The organism is Rhodococcus sp. P4_B6 (assembly GCF_056402215.1).
This window is the reverse complement of the sequence record NZ_JBFUHV010000006.1, coordinates 137,614-154,179: the sequence shown is the minus strand read 5'-3', so window position 1 is coordinate 154,179 and position 16,566 is coordinate 137,614. Positions and strand designations below refer to the sequence as shown.

The window sequence follows — 16,566 nt, the reverse complement described above, 5'->3', positions numbered from 1 at the left end:
CTGCAGAGTGCGCGACGCGGCCCCAGGACGGCACCGCTGCCGGACCTCGCCGCGACGAGTTGCGACGCGCGAGATACACGTTTGCCGACCACCGATTTGCATCCGGTCGTCTAGAACGGACGTGCGTGCGTTCAGCCGCCGGTCTGCTCCACGTCCCAGGCCGCGACCTGTGCTCGCGAGGTGAAGAACAGATTCGCCAAGATGTGCTCCACATGCCCCTGAGCTGTGGGCGGAGAGAGCACCAGGCGGTCGGCGATGGCCTGATTGGTCAGCCCTTCGGCGATGAGGTCGGCGACTTGACGCTCCCTCTTGGTCAGACGCGTCGACGGGCCGGTGCCGTGCGCGGACGTGCCGGCCGGCTGTTCATGCAGGGCGTAGGCGATGGCCGCATCGAAGCCGAGCTGCTCACCTCTGCGGTGGGCAGCGTCGAACACCTTGCCTCCGAGTGCCTTCCGGCTCTTTTGTTTGCATTCTTCATGGTAGACAAGCAAATCGGAATAGATCACCGCAGCGCTTCCCACCGATCGCGCCAACCCTTCCGCTGCTCCGAGCAGCACCGCGGCCCTCGGTTCGTCGCGGAGCCCGCAGGCGATCCAGGCGAGTGCCTCGAGCCCCGACGCGGCGACGCGTGGGCCGTGCACCTGCCGGGTCAGCTCCAGCGACTGCTCGAGCACCCGGACCGCGCGATCGTCGTCGCCCTGTCGCCACACGGCAATCCCCAAGGCCCACAGCGAATGCGACCGATACATCTTCTCGCCGTGGTGTTCCGTGATCGCGAGAACACGCTCGAGGTATTCGATCGCCGGGTCCGTCAAGTCGCGGAGCCCGTACGCCAGCCCCAACGGGTACAGGACGGCGACTTCGAGCGTGCGATCGCCGCGTTCGGCGAACTCCGCGAGCGCCGTTTCCAGGTGCGAGGACGCAGATTCCAGTTCACCGCTGTAGAGGGCCAGCATGCCCTCGGCATAGGCAACGAGAGAGCGCATCATGGGATCGCTCGTGTGCGCGGAGAGAGTCCGCGCCTCCGCCACGAGTGCCGCCCCCGCCTGCAGGTCACCCTGCACATTGGCCATCATGCCGGCACGCTGGAGTGCCTTGACCCACTCGACTGTCGGCGGACCACTCTGCCGGGCGAGCAACTGCGCGAACCAGCGCCGCCCCTCGCCGTACAGACCCTGGGAGCCCCAGAACAGGAACAGTGCGGATGCGGTGCGCAGTGCTGCGGCGGGATCGTCGTCGGCACCGAATTCGAGGGCCTCCCGCAGGTTCGGTTGCTCGCGCTTCAACCTGCGGATCCAGTCCAACTGGTGGGCGCTGATCCACTCGGACTCCGCCTCGAGCGCCAGCGTCTCGTACCAATCCCGGTGACGACGACGCAAAGTCACGGTCTCGCCGGTCTGCTCGAGCTTCTCGCAACCGTACTCGCGGAGGGTCTCGAGCATCCGGAACCGCACCACCGACCCGTGCCCCTCCCGGATCAGGATCGACTTCTCCACCAGGGAGGTCAGCGTGTCGAGCAATTCGTCCGGGCCCAGTCCGTCGCCACACACCTGCTCGGCGGCATCGAGTTCGAAGCTCCCCGCGAAGACCGACAGCCGTCCCCACACCAATTGCTCACCGGCGGTGCATAATTCGAAACTCCAGTCCATGGACAACCGCAGCGTCTGCTGCCGCGTCGGCGCACCCCTGCTGCCGCGCGACAGCAGGGAATAGCGGTCGGTCAGACGGTGCAGGATCTGCTCGGGCGACATCGCCCGCAACCGGGCCGCGGCCAATTCGATCGGCAACGGCAACCCGTCGAGGCGATTACAGATCCCCGCCACCGCCGCCGCGTTGTCCTCCGTCAGCTCGAACCCGGGAACCGCGGCCGCGGCACGTTCGACGAACAACGACACCGCCTCGTATCTGCGCACACTCCGCAGGGACGGTTTCCGGTCAAGCTCCGGCACGGCCAGCGGCGGCACCCGCAACACCGCTTCCCCACCGATGACCAGGGGTTCGCGGCTGGTGGCCAGGATCCGCAGCGCCGGGCACACCCGCAACAGCGTCTCGGCCAGCTCCGCCACGGCGTCCACCAGGTGCTCACAGTTGTCGAGGACCAGCAGCAGTTCCCTGGAAGCGAGGAACTCGATCAACACCTCGCGTAGCGGCCGCGCCGAATGATCCCGCACCCCCACCGCCGCGGCCACCGCGTCGACCAGCGAAGACTCCTCACGCACCTCGCCCAACTCGACCAGCCGCACGCCATCGCCGTAGTCCCGTTGCACCGCCGCGGCGACCCGCATCGCCAGCCGCGTCTTGCCGACCCCTCCGATCCCGGTCAACGTCACCAACCGCGACCCCGCGAGCAGATTCCTGGCCTCGGTGAGCTCGTTCCGGCGGCCGACGAAACTGGTGAGTTCCAGGGGGAGGTTCCGCCCGCCACTCCGCGCGGACGTACCGGTAGTGCCCGTGGATCGAAACCGGCCGGACACCGGCTGTCCGTCGTTCCCGTGCGCGTCGGATTCCATGCGGAGGGCCATGTCGTCGACCGGAAGACCGTGATCGACTTGGATCCGGCGCAGTTCCTCTCCGAAATCTGCCGCCGTCGCCGGACGTTCGCCGGGAGTACGGGACATCGCGCGCGCGATCGCGTCGGCCACGTCGTCGGGGATCCCGTGCTCCCGCAGGTCGGGCACGGGTTGCGTGGTGATCCTCAGGAACTGCGCGACCACCTGTTCCCCACTGCCGCGTTCGAACGCGGCATGACCGGTGAGAGCGCTGAACAGCGTGGCCCCGAGACCGTAGACGTCCGCGGCCGGGCTCGGCGGATCGCCCTCGAGGACCTCCGGTGCCGTATAGGCCGGCGACCCGGTGACGACACCGGTCGCGGTCTCGAAACCGCCGGAGATGTGCGCGATGCCGAAATCGGTCAGCGCCGGCTCGCCGTAATCGGTGAGCAGAATATTGGCGGGTTTCACGTCCCGGTGCAGGATCCCGAGCCGATGCGCGGTCTCGACCGCACCCGCCATCTTCACCCCCAGCCGCAATACTCTGTCCAGTTCGAGAGGGCCGTCCCGACGAACCCGGACCTCCAGCGAGTCCTGCGGGTGATACGGCATCACAATGTAGGGAAGGCCGCTGTCGGTGGCGCCGACCTGCAATACGCCGACGATGTTCGGGTGCCCGGTCAGCCGGCCCATCGCCCTCTGCTCCCGGAAGAACCGGGCCCGGTTCTCCTCGTCGAGATCGACGGTGAGCACCTTCACCGCGACCGTGCGATCCAGGTCCGCCTGAATGCAGCGGTACACCACCCCGAAGCCGCCGCGCCCGATCTCCCGGGCGTCGTCGAAACCCGCCGCACTCAGCTCCGAAGCCACGACGGGGACGACGTGCCGCTGCGTGTCGAGCGGATCGGCTTCACCCATCGGACGGTCTACTCACCCCGTCGGCTCATGGTCCCGAACACCGGTCCCGACGGCACGACCAGTGCAAGAACAATCGTGGGCTCCTCAGCCCTCGGTAGCGTGCATTCCAGGATATAGCCGCAGACCCTGCGCGCGGGAGCATCTGAACGTCGCCGACTCGAGTTCCGGACACCCCGGTCTTGCGCAGATCACAGTCCGCCGACGCACCCCGCGACGACGGTCGCACACGCCTCGGGTCGGCCACCTGATTTCACGAGCACGCTGAGTCCGATCACCGACGCGAGCAATTGACGCGCCGCAATGTCGGCAGGCCGGTCCGCTCCGAACTCCCCGGACTGCTGCCCCTGCTCGATCGCGTCCCTGAAGATGCCTTCGATCCGGGCGAACAGCTCGTCCGCGATGCGGTTCACCTCGTCGTCGACGGTGCCGAGCTCGGCCGCGGCATTGACCATGACGCACCCACGCCGGTGCTCGCCGACCCCGGCGAGTACCGCCATCGCCGTCTCGAGGCGGGGCCCGACCGGGCCGGGCGCGGCGAACAGATCGGCGAGGTATTCGAGCCGCATCGCGGTGTAACGCCGAAGCGCTCGCAGGAACAAGTCGTGCTTGCTCCCGAATGTGTTGTACAGGCTGCCCTTGCCGATCCCCATCTGACCGGCGAGTTCCTGGGGCGTCGTCGCGGCGTACCCCTGAAGCCAGAACAGGTCCATCGCCTTGTCGATCGCCGCATCCGTCTCGAACAGCCTCGGTCTAGCCACCGAAGTAGGTTACTCGCGATCGCTATTTGACCTCAAGGTCAAATAGCAATACGGTGACCCTCGCCCATATTAGACCTCTAGGTCAATAACGGAGTACGCCGTTTCGAGAAGGAAGGCATTTTCCTTGTCCAATCACCGCCCGAGCACTGCCCGTGAGTCACGCGTCCGCGCCCACCGACCGTTGAACCTGTTCGCGATCCCTCTGGGTCTCGCCGGACTGGCCCAGGCCTGGTCGGTCGCCACGACCGCGCTCGGCACTCCGTTCGCGCTGACCCAGGCGTTCTGGCTGCTCGCAGCGCTCGCCTGGATCTGGACCGCCACCGCACACACGCATCGCGCCAGGCGCGCGGACCACGGGATTTCGCAACAGCTCACACACTTCGTCCACGGCCCACTCGCGGCGCTACTTCCGATCTCGGCGATGCTGCTCGGAGCAAACCTGCACCGCACATTTCCGATCGCCGGCACGGCTCTGACCCTGCTCGCCATCACGGCCGGGGCGGTATTCGGCGCATGGATGTTGAGCTTCTGGATGAGCGGAGAGATGGCGCTCGAATCCGTGCACGGCGGCTACTACCTCCCCCTCAGCGCAGCCGGCCTCGTCGGTGCGCTTGCCGCAGCCCAAATCGGTCTCGACTGGCTCGCCGTCGGAAGCTTCGCGGTCGGCCTGTTCTTCTGGGTGATCATTTCCGTGTTCTTGTTCCTCAGACTCGCGCTGCGCCCCACCATGCCCGCGCCCCTGACCCCGACACTCGCGATCATGATCGCTCCGCCGGCAGTCGGCTCGGCAGCATGGCTGACCATCTCGAACGGGCGACCCGACGCCCTGTTCGTGGCGCTCACCGCCGTCACGGCGTTCATGGTCATGGTCCAGGCGCCCTTGCTGACGCGCTACCGCGCCCTGACGTTCTCGCACGGCTTCTGGTCGTTCACCTTTCCGGTGGCGAGTGTCGTCGCCCTCACCATCACGTGGCTTCACCTCGTACAGCCACGTGCCTGGCAGCCCCTCACGGCCGGACTGCTCGGCGCCGCGACTCTCCTCGTGGTGACGATCGCGACGAAATCGATCCTGTTGACCTACAAGAGCGCTCAGAAGATTCGATGAGGGGTGCTTGACAGATTCCGGCGCGGATCATATGTTCGGCGTGTTCCAAATATCGTATCGGCTTCAGCATAATGAACACAGCGGCTGACCGAACTCGCCGAGTAAGGAACGGGAATGATTCTGCTGGGGTATCGCGATCACAATGTCCACGAACTGGTGTGCCACGAGATCGCCGCGCGAGCGGGCTACTACGACCGTCTGGGCATCGACGTGAAAGCGGTGTCCGGCCCAGACCATCCGGAGGCCGCCCTGTCTGCGGGGCTCGGCGGATCTCTGGTCGAAACCCTTCGGGGGCAACGTCGTTGGAAAGTTGCGCTCGTCCACACCCTCCACCCGCTGTTCTGGATCTGGACGCGAAAGGGTGACACACGATCAGCCGGGCCGACCGTCGTGGCCGGCCACCCGGAGGGATCGATCGTGTGCGCATTCACCCAGCGGATGCTGAGTTATCGCTGGGCAGGCCACGGCACCCCGTCGATGCTGCGCTTCCCCGCAGGAAGCGCAGGCGATCGGCAGCGACTGGAGGCACTGAGATCCGGAGAAGCCGACGCCGCGGTTCTGGGCTCCGCGTTCGCTCCCGGCACCCTGTCACGGCTCGGGCTCGCCGAATCGTTGTTCTTCGGCGTCGCCCTGAGGTTCCCCACCGCAGGTGTCGCAGTCGACGTGGACAAGATCGGAATCGACCATCCGTCGGTACGAAAGGTCGTCGCCGCACAGACGGCGGCGATCGCCAAGGTCAGGAGCAGAGATCCTGTGGCGCTCGACGCCGTGGCGTCGCTGCTCCACGACGACAGCGGGACAGATGCGCAGCGCTTGCTGGCGGACTACCTGTCCCCTCAGTACGGTCCCGATCCACGTGACGTCCGAGCTGCCGGTGCGGATGCGATCGAATGGCTTGCAGACGTGTTGAATACAGGCGGGAACACCGCCGCAGACTTCTATGAGGCGGTTCGATGACTACTTCTCGACGTGAGCAACTGGTCGTGCACGCGCTGCCCGGGACCCACGGCACGACGGTCACCGCGCGCAGGCACGAGTTGACGATCGACGAAACCCAGCAGTACGGCGGGCACGATTCCGGCGCAAACCCGGTGGAACACATGCTCGCCGGCATCGCGGCCGCCTCCCTCGTGGTGCTGCGGCTCCTCGGCGAGGTTGCGATCGCCGAGTCCGCCGCGCTCACCGTGTCCGCGACCTTGAACGTCGATCGCGTCATGGGCACCGACGACGGCGCCGTCATCGAACTGATCCGGCTGGACTGGGAAGTGGCGAACGCGGCACACGCGGATCGCTTGCGCGCCGCGCTTCCCGACCTCGCGACTCGCCGACCCGGACAGGCGCTGATCGACGCCGCAGCCGCCGTCACGGAAGAGGTGTCGGTCCGCGCACCGGCGACCGCGGGCGTGTGACTGCCCGTCGGTTACGGGTGCTCGGTGGTGCGTCTGCCGATCGTGGTGGTCAGGGCGTCGAGTTCGGCGAGCACACCGGTGGCGGCCCAGATCTGGTTGCGCTTGCTCTCGGACAGCACCTCGAGCACCCCGGCCGCGGTGAGCCGGCCCAAGGCGCGGTACGTGCTGGCATCGGTGGTGCCGGTGATCCGCTGGGCGGTGTCGGCGCTGAAGATCGGCATGTCCAGGAGGGCGTCGATGATCTTCTCGTCGGCGGAATTGCTGCGCGGCCGCGCGATATCCCGCCAATAGCTGGGGAGTTCGGCCAGGGCGCGGGCAGAGTCCTGAGCGGCCTCGCTGGAGACGATCGCCGCGCGGGCGACGTACTCGACGAACTCGTCGGCGTCACCCGCACGGTAGCGGGTCAGCTGGTCGTAGTAGTGGCGCGTGTCCGCGAGCATCACCGGCGCCAACGGGACAGTGACGCGGCGCGTCAGGCCGCGGCGTCGAAGAATCGCGCTGATCAGGGCTCGGCCGATGCGGCCGTTGCCGTCGATGAACGGATGGATGGACTCGAACTGGGCGTGCGCGATCGCCGCTTGCGCGAGAATCGGCAGATCGGTGCGCTTCGCGAATTCCACTAGATCGGCCATCAGATCGTCAACCAGTTCCGGCGGCGGCGGCACGTAAAGCGCGTCGATCGGGGTGTAATCGCTGCCACCGACCCAGTGCTGCACGTCGCGGACCTTGCCGGAGTCGCGGGCGGTGTAGTAGTCCGGTGCCATCAACAGCCGGTGCGCACTCAGCAGAGTCTCGAGCGTGATCGGGCCACCGCCGGCGGCGTCGACCATCACAATCAATGCCTTGACCGCGGCGAGCTGAGACTTGGCCTCCTCATTCGCCTTACCGCCGGCCAGCGCCTTGCCGAACGCCCGCCAGCCCGCATCGATGTGCTCGATCTTCGACGACGCCACCGACTCGCTGCGCAGCAGAAAATCCGACAGCGGCACCAGGTGCTCGCCGAAACCAGCTTCGAGGCGGGCAACGGAGATGACCGCCTCCTCGTGCACGCGAGCGACAGCACCGACCAGGTCGCAGTGGAGGGAACCGATCATCGGCGGAATCGAAACGTCGACCGACTCCAGAGTGCGGTCGGCGCGCGAACCCTGCCGATGACGCGGGTTCCACTCTCGAGACTCTCTTCGATGCGGCGGCCAGATCACAACAATCTCCTCGTTCGAGGACGAACGTAAGATAACGGCTACCTTAACTTACTTTTAGCACCTCAAACGTAGTTATAGACATCGTTGGTATATCGAGCATCCTCGTAAGCCGGGTGATGCCGCACCCACCAGCTCCGCCAGTTCGTCGAGCGACCACGGCGGCTCTGTCGCGTGGCCGCGGTAGGCCAGCAGTGTCGGAGTCGGTCGGTCGAATCTACCGACGAAGCAACCTGATCCGGCGAAGATTCGCCCGGCGATGCCTGTGGCGAGGTCGCCGGCTCCCCACCCTTCCAGTCGCCTTTTCGCGCGCGCCGTCCTCGCACCTCCGGGAACTCGTCATTGCGGCATCCAGTTGTTCAAACTATAGTCCAGACACATGTCCAGTTTTCAGAGATCGCTGTGACACTTACCCGACTCGGAAGCGAAAATCGATGACTCTGCGCCCCACCGACAGCTCTGCTCTCCTGATCGACGGCAAACTGATTCCCGGTTCCGGCGGCACGTTCGAGGTGATCAACCCGGCCACCGAGGAAGTGCTGGGACGGGCCGCCGACGCAACCGACTTCGACATGGACGCCGCGATCGCCGCGGCCCGGCGAGCCTTCGACCACACCACGTGGTCCCGCGACCACGGCTTCCGCGCCCGCTGCCTGCGACAGCTGCGCGACGTACTGCAATCCCACATCGAGGAACTGCGCGACCTCACCATCGCGGAGGTCGGCGCCCCCGCCTTCCTCACCAGCGGACCGCAGCTCGAGGGCCCGGTCGCCGACCTCGGCTACTTCGCAGACCTCGCCGAAAGCTATTCCTGGGAGCAGGATCTGGGCGTCGCCGAACCGATGGGCATCAGGACCCGCCGACGTGTCCTCAAGGAGGCCGTCGGGGTGGTCGGGGCCATCACACCGTGGAACTTCCCGCACCAGATCAACTTCGCCAAGATCGGCCCCGCGCTGGCGGCCGGCAACACGGTGGTGCTCAAACCCGCACCCGACACTCCCTGGTGCGCCGCCCTCGTCGGGCACCTCATCGCGGAGGAGACCGATCTTCCGGCCGGTGTCGTCAACATCGTCACGTCGAGCGACCATGCTCTCGGCGCGCAGCTGTCCACCGACCCCCGCGTCGACCTCGTGTCGTTCACCGGTTCGAGCACCACGGGGAAAGCCGTCATGGCGGCGGCGTCCGAATCGTTGAAGAAGGTGTTCCTCGAACTCGGCGGCAAATCCGCGTTCATCGTGCTCGACGACGCCGACCTCGCCGGGGCGTGCGGGGTCGCCGCGTTCACCGTCTCCACCCACGCGGGACAGGGTTGCGCCATCACCACCCGGCTGCTCGTGCCCCGCGAGAAGTACGACCAGGCAGTCGAGGCGACGGCCCGCACACTCGGCGGACTGAGCGCAGGCGATCCTGCGAAACCCGGCACCATCTGCGGGCCGCTCATTTCCGCCCGGCAACGTGCCCGGGTCGAGGAGTACCTGCGACTCGCCCGGGAGGAGGGCGGCACGATCGTGGTCGGTGGCGGCCGCCCGGCCGATCGGGACCGCGGGTTCTTCGTCGAACCCACCTTGATCAGCGGCCTCGACAACACCGCGCGGGTGGCCCGGGAAGAGATCTTCGGACCGGTGCTGGTGATCATTCCGCACGACGGCGACGAGGACGCGATCAGCATCGCCAACGATTCGCCCTACGGGTTGTCCGGATCGGTGTGGGGCACGGATCCCGCACGGGTGCAGCGCGTGGTCGACGGCGTGCGCACGGGCACGCTCAGCGTCAACGGCGGCGTCTGGTATTCCGCCGACGCCCCGTTCGGCGGTTACAAGCAGTCCGGAATCGGCCGCGAGATGGGTGTGGCCGGTTTCGAGGAATACCTGGAAACCAAGCTGGTCGCGGAGCCGGCCCGATAATACGCCGGCGAGCCGGCCCGATAATGCAGGGAGTCAATCGATATGGGACGTTTCGACGGTAAGACGGCCATCGTCACCGGCGCCGCACAGGGCATCGGCGAGGGGTACGCGCGTGCCCTTGCCCGCGAGGGCGCCAACGTGGTGGTGGCCGACCTCAACGCGGAACTCGGCGAGACGGTGGCCAAGCAGATCGCCGCCGACGGCGGGACCGCGGTGTTCAAGGACGTCGACGTCGCCGACGAAGCATCGGCGCAGGAACTCGCGGCGTTCACCGTCGAGAAGTTCGGCGGCATCGATCATCTGGTGAACAACGCCGCGATCTACGGCGGCATGAAACTCGACCTGCTGATCACCGTGCCGTGGGACTACTACAAGAAGTTCATGGCCGTGAACTTCGACGGCGCCCTCAACGTGACGCGGGCCGTGTGGCCGGCGATGAACGAGCGCGGGGGCGGCTCCATCGTCAATCAGTCGTCGACGGCGGCGTGGCTGTACTCCGGCTTCTACGGGCTCGCGAAAGTCGGGATCAACGGACTCACCCAGCAGTTGGCCCACGAGGTGGGCGGCATGAACATCCGGGTCAACGCCATCGCGCCCGGACCGATCGATACCGAAGCCACCCGCACCGTGACACCGGGAAATATGGTGGCAGACATGGTCAAGACATTGCCACTGAAGCGGATGGGCACCCCCGACGACCTCGTCGGCGCCTGCCTGTTCCTGTTGTCCGACGAGGCGAGCTGGATCACCGGGCAGATCTTCAACGTCGATGGCGGACAGATCTTCCGATCATGACCACGACCGAGCAGGTGTCCGTCGGCTACATCGGCCTCGGCAACATGGGTGCGCCCATGGCCAAGCGGCTGCTGGCCCGGCCCGGCGGACTCATCGTGTGCGACACCCGGCCGGAGGCGCTGGAACCGTTCGGCAAGGCGGGCGCGAAGGTGACGTCGAGTCCGCGGGAGGTGGCAGAGAACGCGGACGTCATCTCCGTGACCGTGCTCAACGACGAGCAGGTGCGCGCAGTGGTCACCCAGATCCTCGAGGCCGCGCGGCCGGGCACCGTCGTGGCGGTGCACTCCACCATCAGCGACGTCACCGCCGTCGAGTTGGCCGACCGTTGCCGCGCGCACGGCGTCGATCTGATCGACGCGCCAGTCAGCGGCGGCGCACCCGGCGCGTACAAGGGGAAGCTGGCTGTGATGGTCGGAGCGAGCGAAGACGCGTTCGAGAAGGTGCGGGAGCCGTTCGGGCACTGGGCCGAACTGGTCGTGCACGCCGGCGACGTGGGCGCGGGCACCCGGATGAAGCTGGCCCGCAACCTGTTGCACTTCGTCTCGTTCACCGCCGCCGCCGAGGCGCAGCGGCTCGCCGAGGCCGCCGGTCTCGACATCACCGAACTCGGAACGGTGGTGCGGCACACCGACGCGATCACCGGTGGCGCCGGCGCGATCATGCTCCGCGACACCACCGACGCTCTCGACGAGAACGACAACTGGTACCCGATCATGTCCCACGTCCGGGACCTCGGGGAGAAGGACCTGTCGCTGGCGATCGGGCTCGCCGAACGACTCGACGTCGCGCTGCCGCTCGCCCGGCTCGCGCTCTCGGGTCTCGGTCCGGGACTCGGCGTCGACAGCACCGTGGACAAGATCGTGGACAAGGAGGAGCAACCATGACCGACGACACCCGCACCCGTGGCCTGGCCATGATGGAGCAGGTCTACGGGTTCGAGATGCAGGACGGGCCCGGCGCGCATTTCGCCGTGACCGCCGACCACCTGTTCGCCGACATCTGGTCGCGGCCCGGGCTGAGCATCCGCGACCGCCGGCTTCTCCTCCTCGGCGCGCTCACCGCGCAGGGGCTCGTCGACGTCGCCGAGATCCAGGTGGGGGCGGCCCTGCACAACGAGGAGCTGGACGAGGACCAACTCCGGGAGATCGCCCTGTTCCTGTGCCACTACGTGGGCTGGCCGTTGGGGACGAAACTCGACGCGATGATCGGCGGGGTGCTACACAAGCGGAAGAAAGCGGCCAGAGCGGCCGCCCCGGACGCAGAGGCCACATGAGCACCGAACATCTGACACCAGAGCTACTTCGACTCGCCGACTCCGTCCCCGGCTTCATGCCGGAGGACGAGGGGACGGCCCTGCACGAGGCCGCGATGCAGTACCTGACTCCCGGTGGGCTGGGCGTCGAGATCGGCACGTACTGCGGCCGCTCCACGATCTACCTCGGGGCGGCGGCCAGGGCGCGCGGCGCCCGCGTCGTCACCGTCGATCACCATCACGGTTCCGAGGAGCACCAGCCGGGCTGGGAGTATCACGAACCGGCGTTCGTCGACCCGCACACCGGTCTGCTCGACACAGTCGGCCGGTTCCGGCACACGATGGCGGATTCGGGGCTCGAGGAGTACGTGGTGGCGGTGCTGGGCCGGTCGTCGACGGTGGCGACGTTCTGGCGCACCCCCGTCGACTTCGTGTTCATCGACGGCGGCCACACGTCGGAGGCGGCGTCGGCGGATCTCGAGGGGTGGGCGCCGTGGGTGAACGTGGGCAGCGCCCTGGTGATCCACGACGTGTTTCCGGACCCCGCGGACGGTGGTCGGCCGCCGTTCGAGATCTACGAACGTGCCCTGGCGACAGGGCAATTCAAGGAGACGTCCGTCACCGGGTCGCTGCGCGTTCTCGAGCGGGTGGGCGGTCAGACCGGCGAACCGCTGGCGTGACAGTAGTCGCCGCAGCGGTCGAGACCGATCGGTAGTCCCACGGGCAGCGCCGCGTCCCGGAAGATTCCGTGTCCGGGCGTGGTGCGGGACAACGCGTCCGCAGCGAGGATCATCGCCCCGCCCGTCCACGTGGTCTGCTCGACCGGCCACCGCTTGCCGTCGCTGTAGACGAGGCCGGTCCAGTACGAGCCGTCCGGATCCCGCAGGTGCTGCATGGCGGTGAATTGCGCGAGCGCGCGGGCGTGCTCCCCCATCGCGTCGAGCGCCAGCACCAGTTCGCACGTTTCGGCGCCGGTCACCCACGGCCGGTGGTCCACGCAGCGGATGCCGAGTCCCTCGACCACGAAGTCGTCCCACCGCGAATCGATGCGATCCGACGCGGCCTCACCGCGGACGGCGCCCCCGAGGATCGGGTAGTACCAGTCCATGGAGTACTCGTCCTTGATCGCGAACGACTCCGGGTGCTGCCTGATCGCATGGCCCAGCGTGTATTTCGCGAACTCCCATTCCGGCTGCGGGTCGTCGACCAGCCGGGCGAGGAGCAGCCCGCAGTGCAGGCTGTGATGAATGCTGGAGTTCCCCGTCAGCAGCGCCTCGGGGCAGTCCTGACCGTTCTGACCGCGGGCCCACCAGATTTCGCCGCTCGACGACTGCATGTCGACGACGAGATCGAGACCGCCCTGCACCGACGGCCACAGGGTGTCGACGAAATTGCGGTCACCGGTGATCAGGTAGTGGTGCCACACCCCCACCGCGAGGTACGCGCAGAAGTTGCTGTCGGAATCGTGATTCTCCACGGTTCCGTCGCGGAACTTCATGGGCCACGACCCGTCCGGGCGTTGCGTCCGCCGCGACCACTCGTACGCGCCCTCCGCCTCCTCGATCAGGCCGGCCGCGGTGAGCGCCATGGCGGATTCGACGTGATCCCACGGGTCGGTGTGCCCACCGGCAAACCACGGCAGCGCCCCCGACGACTCCTGCGCTGCCGCGATCGACCGTGCCGTCAGCCGGACCTGGCTCTCCGACAGCACGTTCGGCACCGACGGGACGCCGGCGGCTCTCACCGCGGCGCCTTCACCACGCTCGGTTCCCTCGGCTTCTCGAGGTAGAACACGACGCTCTTGCCGACCACCGGGTTGAGGACCTTCTCGGCGGTCCGGGTGAGCCAGGGCGCTTTCATCATGTCCCACACCAGAACCTGGTGGTACGCCCTCGCGAGGGGATTGTCGTTGTTCTCCACCCCGACCGCACACTTGAGCCACCAGTACGGGGAATGCAGGGCATGCGCGTGGTCCCGGCCCCGCACCTCCAGCCCGGCGGCGGTGAGCTTCTCCGCCAGTTCGTCGGCGCGGTAGATGCGGACGTGCCCACCCTCCACCTCGTGGTACGCGTCGGACAGCGCCCAGCAGATCTTCTCCGGCAGCCACCGCGGAACCGTCACCGCCGCAACACCACCCGGCTTCAGGATGCGGGTCAGTTCGGCGATGGCACGGCCGTCGCGGGGCACGTGTTCGAGGACCTCGGAGATGAGGACGACGTCGAACGTCGCATCCTCGTACGGGAGGTTCAGCGCGTCGCCGACCTCCACCCGAGCCGACGCGCCCGCCGGGACCTCACCGACCTCGGCCATCGCCACGAACATCTTCTCGACGTCCGCGAGTTCGTCGGCGTTCTGGTCGAAGGCGATGACGTCGGCGCCGCGTCGATACAGCTCGAACGAGTGCCGTCCGGCACCCGCCCCGATGTCGATCACCTTGTCGCCGGGCTTCACACCCAGCCGGTCGAAGTCCACGGTCAGCACGGTCGGCCTCCTTCACGGGTCTGCGCTATCGCTTCGACGTAGGTCTGCGCGGTTCTCGCGGCCACGGCGGCCCAGCTGTAGCGCTCGAGGACGCGACGGCGGCCCCCGTCGCCGAGCCGGGCGCGGCGCTGCGGATCGTCGAGCAACGCACCCAGCACGTCCGCGAGTTCCTGCGGGTCGCCGGGCGTCACGAGCACACCCGCCTCCTCATCCGTTCCCACCACCTCGGGAATGGCGCCTGCGCGGCTCGCGACCAGTGGGGTACCGCACGCCATCGCCTCGACGGCAGGCAGCGAGAAGCCTTCGTACAGCGACGGCACGCACGCGACGTCGGCGGACGCCAGCAGCGCGGCCAGTTCGGCGTCGTCGATGCCCGACACCGTCCGGACGACGTCACCGATGGCCAATTCCTCGATGAGCTTCTCCGTGACTCCGCCGGGTGCCAGCTTGGTGACCAGCACCAGTTCGACGGCGCGCTCGGTGTGCACCTTCGCGACCGCTTCGAGGAGCGTCGACACCCCCTTGAGTGGCATGTCGGCGCTGGCGACGCACACGATGCGGCCCGGCACCCGCGCGGCGGACGGGGGCCGGAAGACCTCGGTGTCCACCCCCAGCGGGACGGTCCGCAGGTTCGCGGCGGGAACGTCGAACGCGGCGCCGATGTCGTCGGCGGACGACTGCGACACCGTCAGCAGCGCGGGGATGGCGCGCGCCACCCGTTTCTGCATGCGCAGGAATCCGTACCAGCGGCGGACCGTCACCTTGCGCCACCACTTCGCCGACGCGAGATCCAGTTCGCGGTCGCGGGTGATCGGGTGATGGATGGTGGCGACGACGGGGAGCCCGGCCTTCCGGAGTTGCAGCAGCCCGTAGCCGAGGCACTGGTTGTCGTGCACCACGTCGAACTCGCCGGCCCGCTCCTTCAGCAGTCGCGCGGCGCGGAGGCTGAACGTGAGCGGCTCCGGGAAACCGGCCGTCCACATGGTCGCGACCTCGAGCACGTCGACGGCGTCGCGGAACTCGCGCGGATGCGGCGTTCTGAACGGATCCGGCTCGCGGTACAGGTCGAGGCTGGGGACCTTCGTCAGCGTCACCCGGGGGTCGACGTCCGGGTACGGCTGGCCCGAGAACACCTCCACCTGATGGCCGAGTTCGACCAGCTCACGGCTGAGATGGCGGACGTACACACCCTGCCCACCGCAGTGGGGCTTGCTTCGGTACGACAAGAGTGCGATGCGCACGGACTTCGGCCTCTCCTCGAGCAACTGGCAAGCAATACTAGAACACGTTCCTACTCGGGGTGTGTCCTCGTTCCATCCAACCGCACTCACTCACCCCACCGCGGTCGACTCGCGCAATCCCTCGAGTTTTCCCGCCAGGCGTCCGAGGTAGGCGAGGACCTCCTCCTCGCTGCGGTCGGGCACCCCGTACACGACCTCGGTGACGCCGAGGTCCTTCCACCGGCGCAACTTGTCGACGTCCGGTTTGCCGTCGAGCACGACGATCCGCGGTTCGCCGTCCCTGCCGGCCTCCCGCCACATCCGTCGCAGCGCGGCGACGCGGTCGTCGATGTCCTGCTCGATCGGGGTGGTCATCCAGCCGTCGGCGGATTTCACGATCCACTTGAAGTTCTTGTCGTTGCCGGCGGCGCCGACGACCACCGGAGGCACCCGCACCGGCTTGGGCCACGCCCAGCTCGGACCGAAGCTCACGAACTCGCCGTCGTAGGACGCCTCGTCCTGCGTCCACAACGCACGCATCGCCCCGAGGTACTCCCGCAGCATCGTCCGCCGCCGGCCCGGCGGGACGTTGTGGTCGGTGAGCTCGTCCAGATTCCACCCGTACCCCACGCCGAGGATCACCCGCCCGCCGCTGAGGTGGTCGAGCGAGGCGATCGTCTTGGCCAGCGTGATCGGATCGTGCTCGACGGGCAGCGCCACCGACGTGCCCAGTTCGATCCGCTCCGTGACCGCAGCCGCCGTGGCGAGGGCCACCCACGGGTCGAGGGTGCGCATGTACCGGTCGTCGGGCAGCGACGCGTCTCCCGTCTGAGGATGCGCCGCATCGCGTTTCACCGGAATGTGTGTGTGCTCGGGCACGTAGAACGAGTCGAATCCGGTGGCCTCTGCACCCCTCGCGGCCGAGGCCGGCTCGATCCCGCGGTCACTCGTAAACAACGTTATGCCGAATTTCACGAATTCTCCTTGGCCGAGAGCCTTTTCCTTCATGCACGGTAACTTCTGGACACCTGTTTAT

General features: G+C 67.5%; 15 protein-coding genes. 8 read left to right on the top strand and 7 right to left on the bottom strand.

The genetic code is table 11. The features are described from left to right. Positions 1-131: 131 nt before the first annotated feature. Both AC1DWT_RS04775 and AC1DWT_RS04770 read right to left on the bottom strand, forming a co-directional pair. Complete coding sequence (locus tag AC1DWT_RS04775; RefSeq protein ID WP_477919884.1) at positions 132-3,407, bottom strand: protein kinase domain-containing protein; 3,276 nt, start codon at positions 3,405-3,407, stop codon at positions 132-134. Positions 3,408-3,595: 188 nt separating this feature from the next. Further along, positions 3,596-4,165, bottom strand: coding sequence for a TetR/AcrR family transcriptional regulator (locus AC1DWT_RS04770; RefSeq protein WP_072938795.1), 570 nt, complete (start codon positions 4,163-4,165; stop codon positions 3,596-3,598). Positions 4,166-4,289: 124 nt separating this feature from the next. On the opposite strand from AC1DWT_RS04770, the gene AC1DWT_RS04765 reads away from it, so the two are divergent. The 3 genes from AC1DWT_RS04765 to AC1DWT_RS04755 all read left to right on the top strand — a co-directional run bounded on the left by AC1DWT_RS04765 (position 4,290) and on the right by AC1DWT_RS04755 (position 6,679). Next, the gene (locus tag AC1DWT_RS04765; protein ID WP_095863211.1) at positions 4,290-5,270 is read left to right on the top strand and encodes an SLAC1 family transporter; all 981 of its coding nucleotides are present in this window, start codon (positions 4,290-4,292) and stop codon (positions 5,268-5,270) included. 114 nt (positions 5,271-5,384) lie between these two features. Beyond that, complete coding sequence (locus tag AC1DWT_RS04760) at positions 5,385-6,227, top strand: substrate-binding domain-containing protein (RefSeq protein ID WP_387488073.1); 843 nt, start codon at positions 5,385-5,387, stop codon at positions 6,225-6,227. After that, positions 6,224-6,679, top strand: coding sequence for an OsmC family protein (locus AC1DWT_RS04755; RefSeq protein WP_072938803.1), 456 nt, complete (start codon positions 6,224-6,226; stop codon positions 6,677-6,679). Before AC1DWT_RS04760 ends, AC1DWT_RS04755 begins: the two co-directional genes overlap by 4 nt. Positions 6,680-6,690: 11 nt before the next feature. Here AC1DWT_RS04755 and AC1DWT_RS04750 read toward each other — a convergent pair whose 3' ends face one another. After that, positions 6,691-7,881 (bottom strand): Fic family protein, encoded by a 1,191-nt coding sequence (locus AC1DWT_RS04750; protein WP_095863210.1) that lies wholly within the window; start codon positions 7,879-7,881, stop codon positions 6,691-6,693. Between the two features lie 431 nt (positions 7,882-8,312). Between AC1DWT_RS04750 and AC1DWT_RS04745 the strand changes: the two genes are divergently transcribed. Genes AC1DWT_RS04745 through AC1DWT_RS04725 form a run of 5 tightly spaced genes read left to right on the top strand, consistent with a single transcriptional unit; the run spans position 8,313 to position 12,509 of the window. After that, a complete protein-coding gene (locus AC1DWT_RS04745; RefSeq protein WP_477919880.1) occupies positions 8,313-9,782 on the top strand; it encodes an aldehyde dehydrogenase in 1,470 nt (489 codons plus the stop codon). 42 nt (positions 9,783-9,824) lie between these two features. Further along, positions 9,825-10,577 (top strand): SDR family oxidoreductase, encoded by a 753-nt coding sequence (locus tag AC1DWT_RS04740; RefSeq protein ID WP_477919879.1) that lies wholly within the window; start codon positions 9,825-9,827, stop codon positions 10,575-10,577. Beyond that, positions 10,574-11,461, top strand: a complete 888-nt coding sequence (locus AC1DWT_RS04735; RefSeq protein WP_477919878.1) for an NAD(P)-dependent oxidoreductase — start codon at positions 10,574-10,576, stop codon at positions 11,459-11,461. The genes AC1DWT_RS04740 and AC1DWT_RS04735 overlap by 4 nt, the downstream gene beginning before the upstream one ends. Continuing rightward, on the top strand, positions 11,458-11,850 hold the full coding sequence (locus AC1DWT_RS04730) for a carboxymuconolactone decarboxylase family protein (protein ID WP_072938824.1): 393 nt from the start codon (positions 11,458-11,460) through the stop codon (positions 11,848-11,850). Before AC1DWT_RS04735 ends, AC1DWT_RS04730 begins: the two co-directional genes overlap by 4 nt. Continuing rightward, a complete protein-coding gene (locus tag AC1DWT_RS04725) occupies positions 11,847-12,509 on the top strand; it encodes a class I SAM-dependent methyltransferase (protein ID WP_095863209.1) in 663 nt (220 codons plus the stop codon). Before AC1DWT_RS04730 ends, AC1DWT_RS04725 begins: the two co-directional genes overlap by 4 nt. Here AC1DWT_RS04725 and AC1DWT_RS04720 read toward each other — a convergent pair. From AC1DWT_RS04720 to AC1DWT_RS04705, 4 genes are all read right to left on the bottom strand, one after another. Then, on the bottom strand, positions 12,485-13,573 hold the full coding sequence (locus AC1DWT_RS04720) for a prenyltransferase (protein WP_095863208.1): 1,089 nt from the start codon (positions 13,571-13,573) through the stop codon (positions 12,485-12,487). The genes AC1DWT_RS04725 and AC1DWT_RS04720 overlap by 25 nt on opposite strands. After that, positions 13,570-14,310, bottom strand: a complete 741-nt coding sequence (locus AC1DWT_RS04715; RefSeq protein ID WP_095863207.1) for a class I SAM-dependent methyltransferase — start codon at positions 14,308-14,310, stop codon at positions 13,570-13,572. The genes AC1DWT_RS04720 and AC1DWT_RS04715 overlap by 4 nt, the downstream gene beginning before the upstream one ends. Next, positions 14,304-15,551, bottom strand: coding sequence for a glycosyltransferase family 4 protein (locus AC1DWT_RS04710; RefSeq protein ID WP_477919876.1), 1,248 nt, complete (start codon positions 15,549-15,551; stop codon positions 14,304-14,306). Before AC1DWT_RS04710 ends, AC1DWT_RS04715 begins: the two co-directional genes overlap by 7 nt. Positions 15,552-15,641: 90 nt before the next feature. Then, complete coding sequence (locus AC1DWT_RS04705) at positions 15,642-16,505, bottom strand: TIGR03619 family F420-dependent LLM class oxidoreductase (RefSeq protein ID WP_095863206.1); 864 nt, start codon at positions 16,503-16,505, stop codon at positions 15,642-15,644. Positions 16,506-16,566: the final 61 nt, after the last annotated feature.